This window comes from Methylorubrum podarium (genome assembly GCF_022179745.1).
In the GTDB taxonomy this organism is placed as follows: Bacteria; Pseudomonadota; Alphaproteobacteria; order Rhizobiales; family Beijerinckiaceae; genus Methylobacterium; species Methylobacterium podarium.
Genome location: NZ_BPRD01000497.1, coordinates 1 through 6,659, shown reverse-complemented (window position 1 = coordinate 6,659; position 6,659 = coordinate 1). Strand labels below are relative to the sequence as shown.

The following is a 6,659-nucleotide window of genomic DNA, read 5'->3' as shown; positions in this document are numbered from 1 at the left end:
CGAGCGCCTCGACCTCGCAGATGAGGACGTCGTGGGTGCCGACCTCGTGCCGGTCGACGATCCGGCAGTCGAACGCGACGAGGGCCTCCGGCAGGACCGGCGCTCCGGTCCGCAACGTATACCAGACCCGTCCCTCGAAGCGCTTGTCCCGCGGCACGCGTCCGGCGAAATCGGCGGCGATGCCCTCGTGCGCCGCCGTGAGCGTGTTGATGCAGAGCACGCCGTTGCGCAGAAAGACCGGATAGGCGGAGGAGTTGCGGTTGAGGCAGACCAGCAGCGTCGGCGGGCCGTCGCTGACGCTGCACACCGAGGTCGCGGTGAGGCCCGCCCGGCCGCCGGGGCCGTCGGTGGTGACGAGATGCACCGCGCTCGCGAGTTGGGCCATCGCCTCGCGATAGGCCGAGGCGGACACGGCCTCGAGGTCGGATGAAGTCATGGTGTTCGCCTCTCGGGGCCGGATCGGGTCCCGATCGCTGAGCAGGACGTCGCAAGGCTCGGTTGAGCGCTCGCGAAAGCATGACGCGGTGGGCGTTCCGGCCGTTCCGGTCAAGGGCCGGATCGGTCATCCGCGGCCGATCTCGGTCGCGTCGAGCCCGATGCCGCCGAAGATCGGTGCGGGATGGCACCGGGCGGACCGGGACGGTCATCTTGCGGACCGGGTCGCCCCTGTCCGATGAAGCGCGGGTCCTGTTCCCCGGAGGCCGTGCCATCCTCGCCGTCGACCCTCACGGCCCCGCGCCGTCCCGCCAGCGCTCGCACGGCATCGTGCGGCTGCGCGTCGCCCCGGCCGGCCCCGCGGCGGACGCCCCGACGCGGATCGTCGATCTCGCCGAGAGCGGTCCCCTGCGCCTTCGCTTTCCCCGACAGGGCGCCGAGCGGATGCTGGAAGGCGTTCTGGTCAATACCGGCGGCGGCGTCGCCTGCGGCGACGTGTTCGAGGTGTCGGTGGCGGTGGACGCGGGCGGGGCCTGCGTGCTGACCACGACCGCGGCGGAAAAGATCTACCGCTCGGACGGGCCGGAGGCGGCGGTCGTCAACAACGTGAGCGTCGGCGCGGGAGCCCGTCTCGACTGGCTGCCGCAGGAGACGATCCTGTTCGACCGGGCCCGGCTCCGGCGCCGCTTCGAGGCGGATCTTGCCGGCGACGCCGCTTTGCTCGTGGCCGAGATCGCGGTGCTCGGCCGCGCCGCCCGAAACGAGAGCCTGCACGAGGCCCTGTTCGAGGATCGCTGGCGCATCCGCCGCGACGGCCGCCTCATCTACGCCGACAGCCTGCGCCTCGAAGGGGCGGTCACCGACCTCATGGCCCGGACGGCAATCGGCGGCGGCGCCCGCGCGCTGGCGACGATCCTCGACCTCTCGCCCGGTGCCGAGGCCCGGCTCGACGAGGCCCGCGCTCTCCTCGGCGCGCTGCCCGCCGCGGTGGAGGCCGGCGCGAGCGCCTGGAACGGTCACCTCGCCGTGCGAATGCTGGCGCCCGCGGTCGCCCCCCTGCGCGAGGGCGCCGCCCGTTTCCTCGCCGCGTGGCGTGGACGGCCGATGCCGCGCGTCTGGCAGAGCTGACCGATCGGGCCGAGCCGCTTGACCTCGGCCCGAGCATGATCCTTGCTCGCACCGATCCTCACGCCCGGCCGCCTCTCACCTCAGCTCCTTGCCTCAGGACGCCCGCCTTGCTCCTCACGCCCCGCGAGAAAGACAAGCTCCTCGTCGCCATGGCCGCGCAGGTCGCCCGCAACCGGCTGGCCCGGGGGGTGAAGCTCAACCATCCGGAGGCGGTCGCCCTCATAACCGATTTCGTCGTGGAGGGCGCCCGCGACGGCCGCTCCGTCGCCGAGCTGATGCAGGCGGGCGCGACCGTCCTCGACGCCTCGCAGGTGATGGAGGGGGTGCCGGAGATGATCCACGACATCCAGGTCGAGGCGACGTTCCCGGACGGCACCAAGCTCGTCACGGTCCATCACCCGATTCGCGGCATTCCCTCGGCGGACGTGCCCGGCACCGTCACCACGATGCCCGGCGAGATCGTCTTCAACGAGGGCGCGCCGCGGACCGTGATCGAGGTCGCCAATACCGGCGACCGCCCAATCCAGGTCGGCTCGCATTATCACTTCTTCGAGGTGAACCCCGGCCTCGTCTTCGACCGCGACAAGGCGCGCGGCCAGCGCCTCGACATCGCGCCGGGCACGGCGGTGCGCTTCGAGCCCGGCTCGACCCGCGAGGTGGCGCTGGTGCCGCTCTCCGGGTCTCGGACCGTGTTCGGGTTCCGCGGCGACGTGATGGGGCCGCTGTGAGCGCGATCGATCGGGACCCACGCTCCCCAGGAAACCATCTTCGACCATGCCGTCGCGCAAGCGCGGGCGACGTTGTGACGGCGGCGCCGAGCAACGCCGCTCCGGGCCATGCTCCGGCCGGGACGTGACGCCGTCGCCGCTCTCGGCTAGAGCGCGTCTCGGCGAAGCGGCAACCGCTCCGTCGCAGCCATACGCGTAGAACGGGAACCGGGAGACGCCGACCCGATGCAATCGGGTCCGATGCGGCTCTCGGCGCGCGGTCGACCGCTTCCTCAGCCACTGGGTGGGCAGACGATGAGCCTGACCGAAGAGGTGCACGAGCGCGATCAAGGCATGTTGGTGCTCGATGCCGAGGCGCATCCGGTATCGACGAAGAAGCGCGCGGTCTGCGCCCTCTCCGGCGTCGAGATGAGTCGCCGCAACCTCGTGCCGGTCGCGAGCCTGCGCGCGGCCCTGGCCGAGCATATCCGGACCGACTATCCTGGGCTGCCCGACGACGCGCTCATCAGCGTCAAGGAACTCGCCAAGTACCGGACCCGCTACGTCGCCGAACTTCTGGCGGAGGAGCACGGCGAGTATTCCGACCTCGACCGGCAGGTGGCCGAGAGCATCGCCGCCCAGGACACGATCGCCGAGAACATCGAGGAAGACTACGACGAGCACCGCACCTTCGGCGAGCGCGTCTCGGACGGGCTCGCCGCCTTCGGCGGGTCCTGGGCCTTCCTGATCAGCTTCGCCCTGGTGCTGGTGACGTGGATGGCGGTGAATGTCACCATCGGTGACACCAAGGCGTTCGACCCCTACCCGTTCATCCTGCTCAACCTCGTCCTGTCCTGCCTCGCGGCGATCCAGGCGCCGATCATCATGATGAGCCAGAGCCGGCAGGACAAGAAGGACCGGCTGCGCTCGAACAACGACTACCGCGTCAACCTGAAGGCGGAGCTCGAAATCCGGCATCTGCACGAGAAGATGGATCACCTCGTCACGAAGCAGTGGCAGAGACTCGCGGAGATCCAGCAGATCCAGCTCGAGATGCTCCAGGAGATGCGCACCCGCGTGGCGCGCAAGCCCGTCGTCAAGGTCAAGAAGGTCGTGCGGAAGAAGCGTTCGAAGCCGACGGCCCCCGAGGCCGCGCCGCCCGCGAACCCGGCCGACCCGGCATCCGGTCCTCCGGTCTCGTCCGAATCGGCGGGCTGAACACAGCGCATGCCCCGTCCTCCCGGCATCGATCCTGCCTGCTTCCCCCGGCGTCCCTGAACCCGAGCGTCCCCCATGTCCGCCCGTCTGCCCCGCGCCGCCTATGCCGACATGTTCGGACCGACCACCGGCGACCGAATCCGGCTCGCCGACACGAGCCTGGAGATCGAGGTCGAGCGCGACCTCACGGTCTACGGCGAGGAGGTGAAGTTCGGCGGCGGCAAGGTGATCCGCGACGGGATGGGCCAGTCGCAGGCGACCAATGCGGAGGGGGCCGTCGATACCGTCATCACCAACGCGGTCGTGCTCGACCATTGGGGCGTGGTGAAGTGCGATGTCGGCATCGTCCGCGGCCGCATCGTCAGGCTCGGCAAGGCCGGCAATCCGGACGTGCAGCCGAAGGTCGACATCGTCGTCGGCCCCGGCACCGAGGTGATCGCGGGTGAAGGCAAGATCCTCACCGCCGGCGGTTTCGACAGCCATATCCACTTCATCTGCCCGCAGCAGATCGAGGAGGCGCTCTGCTCCGGCGTCACGACCATGCTCGGCGGCGGCACCGGCCCCGCGCACGGCACCTTCGCCACCACCTGCACGCCCGGGCCCTGGCACATCGCCCGGATGATCGAGGCGGCGGATTCCTTTCCGATGAACCTCGCCTTCGCCGGCAAGGGCAACGCCTCGGTGCCCGGCGCGCTGGAGGAGATGATCCGCGCCGGCGCCTGCGCGATGAAACTGCACGAGGATTGGGGCACGACGCCCGCGGCGATCGACACCTGCCTCTCGGTGGCGGACGCCCACGACGTGCAGGTCATGATCCACACCGACACGCTCAACGAATCGGGCTTCGTCGAGGACACGATCGCGGCCTTCAAGGGCCGCACCATCCACGCCTTCCACACCGAGGGCGCGGGCGGCGGCCACGCGCCGGACATCATGAAGGTGGCGGGCCTCGCGAACGTGCTCCCGTCCTCGACGAACCCGACCCGGCCCTTCACGAAAAACACCATCGACGAGCATCTCGACATGCTGATGGTGTGCCACCACCTCGACCCGTCGATTCCCGAAGACCTCGCCTTCGCCGAGAGCCGCATCCGCAAGGAGACCATCGCGGCCGAGGACATCCTGCACGACATCGGCGCGCTCTCGATGATGTCCTCGGACAGCCAGGCGATGGGCCGGGTCGGCGAGGTGGTGATCCGCACCTGGCAGACCGCCGACAAGATGAAGCGCCAGCGCGGCGCCCTGCCGGGCGATGCGTCGGGCAACGACAACCTGCGCGCCCGGCGCTACGTCGCGAAGTACACGATCAACCCGGCCATCGCCCACGGCGTGTCGCGCCATATCGGCTCGGTCGAGGCGGGTAAGCTCGCCGACCTCGTCCTGTGGACCCCGGCCTTCTTCGGCGTGAAGCCGGACCTCGTGCTCAAAGGCGGCATGATCGCCACCGCGCCGATGGGCGACCCCAACGCCTCGATCCCGACGCCACAGCCGGTGCATTACCGGCCGATGTTCGGCGCCTACGGCCGCGCGCCCTTCGCCACCGCCCTCACCTTCGTCTCGAAGGCGGCGATCGAGGACGGCGTGAAGGAGCGGCTGCGCGTCTCCAAGGAACTCGTGGCGGTGGAGAACGTGCGCGGCGGCATCTCGAAGAAGAGCATGATCCTCAACGACGCGACCCCGGTGATCGAGATCGACCCCGAGACCTACGACGTGCGCGCCGACGGCGAATTGCTGGTCTGCGAGCCGGCGGAGGTTCTGCCGATGGCGCAGCGCTATTTCCTGTTCTGAGCTATGATCGGCTGCCGACAGGAAGCCCCGCGATGACCAAGGCCGCGCTGAGGCCGCCACCGGCGGCCGACCTCTACGAGACGGATTTCTACGCCTGGACCCAGGCCCAGGCCGACTTGCTGCGCGCTGGTCGATTCGAAGAACTCGATCTTCGCAATCTGATCGACGAGGTCGCCAGCGTGGGGAGCAGCGAGAAGCGCGAGATCGAGAGCCGCCTCGACATTCTTCTGGCGCATCTTCTCAAGTGGAAGTTCCAGCCGGGTGCTCGGTCGAGCAGCTGGCAGGCGACGCTATGGGAGCAGCGCAAGCGGATTGGGCGAATCGTGAAGACGAGTCCAAGCTTGAAACGCTATCCGGCCGAGGTTTTCTCGGACAGTTATGTCACCGCTCGCCTGGAAGCCGCCAAGGAGACGGGGATCGATTTCACCCTGTTCCCCGAGCAGCCGCCCTTCACCGTCGAGCAGGCGCTCGATCCGGATTACCTCCCGAAGGAGCCCAGTCTCCTGGATCAGTCGTGATCGCATGATCCGCGCCACCCGCGTCATCCGTCGCGACCATCTCGGCTCCGGCGAGATCGTCGACCGCATCGTGCTCGATTCGGGCGACCGTCATCGCCGCCGCATGGCGATGCGCGGCGTCGGCGGCACCGCCTTCCTGCTCGACCTCGGCGAGGCCACCGTGCTCGAGGACGGCGATGCGCTGGCGCTGGAGGACGGCCGCCTCGTATGGGTCGAGGCGGCGCCGGAGGCTTTGCTCGAGATCCGCGCGCCCTCCCCGCTCGCCCTCAAGCGACTGATCTGGCACATCGGCAACCGCCACATCCCGGCCGAGATCGGCGAGGAAACGGTGTGGATCGCGCACGACCACGTACTCGCCGAGATGGTGCGGGGGCTGGGCGGCAGCGCCGAGCCGGTGACGCGGCCGTTCCGGCCCGAGGGCGGCGCCTATGCCGGCGGGCATGGTCATGGTCATGGCCACGGCCACGATCATTCGCACGATCACCCGCACGCCCATGATTGACGCCCTGCGGCTGATGGCGTGGCTGTCCCCGACCTATCCGGTCGGCGCCTTCGCCTACTCGCACGGGCTCGAATGGGCGGTGGAGTGCGGCGACGTGCGGGATGCCGCCACCCTGGCCGACTGGCTCGCCGATGTGCTGGAGCGCGGCGCGGGGCGCAACGACATGATCCTCTGCGCCGCCGCCCACCGCGCCGCGGCAGCGGGGGACGGAGTGGGCCTCGCCGAGGCCAACGACCTCGCCCTGGCGCTCGCCCCCTCGCGCGAGCTTCACCTGGAGACGAGTCAGCAGGGCCGCAGCTTCCTCGACGCGACGCTGCGGGCCTGGCCCTGCCCAGGCCTCTTGACGGTCGCCGACCGGCTCGC

At 69.8% G+C, this 6,659-nt stretch carries 8 protein-coding genes; 7 read left to right on the top strand and 1 reads right to left on the bottom strand.

Features of this window, described 5'->3' with window-relative positions:
- The coding region (locus MFF42_RS21860) for a flavin reductase (protein ID WP_238257716.1) at positions 1–436 on the bottom strand (436 nt) is incomplete at its 3' end.
- 329 nt (positions 437–765) lie between these two features.
- On the opposite strand from MFF42_RS21860, the gene MFF42_RS21855 reads away from it, so the two are divergent.
- From MFF42_RS21855 to MFF42_RS21825, 7 genes are all read left to right on the top strand, one after another.
- Positions 766–1,563 carry an urease accessory protein UreD gene (locus MFF42_RS21855; RefSeq protein WP_373875205.1) on the top strand — a complete coding sequence of 266 codons (798 nt, stop codon included), beginning with the start codon at positions 766–768 and terminating at the stop codon, positions 1,561–1,563.
- 107 nt (positions 1,564–1,670) lie between these two features.
- The gene (locus MFF42_RS21850; RefSeq protein WP_238257714.1) at positions 1,671–2,291 is read left to right on the top strand and encodes an urease subunit gamma; all 621 of its coding nucleotides are present in this window, start codon (positions 1,671–1,673) and stop codon (positions 2,289–2,291) included.
- Positions 2,292–2,585: 294 nt separating this feature from the next.
- Entirely contained in the window at positions 2,586–3,488 is a 903-nt protein-coding gene (locus tag MFF42_RS21845; protein ID WP_238257713.1) for a DUF1003 domain-containing protein, read from the top strand.
- Positions 3,489–3,563: 75 nt separating this feature from the next.
- A complete protein-coding gene (ureC, locus tag MFF42_RS21840) occupies positions 3,564–5,276 on the top strand; it encodes an urease subunit alpha (RefSeq protein ID WP_238257711.1) in 1,713 nt (570 codons plus the stop codon).
- 32 nt (positions 5,277–5,308) lie between these two features.
- The gene (locus MFF42_RS21835) at positions 5,309–5,794 is read left to right on the top strand and encodes a DUF29 domain-containing protein (protein WP_238257709.1); all 486 of its coding nucleotides are present in this window, start codon (positions 5,309–5,311) and stop codon (positions 5,792–5,794) included.
- A 4-nt stretch (positions 5,795–5,798) separates the two neighbouring features.
- Positions 5,799–6,296 (top strand): urease accessory protein UreE, encoded by a 498-nt coding sequence (locus tag MFF42_RS21830; RefSeq protein WP_238257707.1) that lies wholly within the window; start codon positions 5,799–5,801, stop codon positions 6,294–6,296.
- Positions 6,247–6,659: urease accessory protein UreF (locus MFF42_RS21825; protein ID WP_283206911.1), on the top strand; the 413-nt coding region annotated here is incomplete at its 3' end. The genes MFF42_RS21830 and MFF42_RS21825, both read left to right, overlap by 50 nt.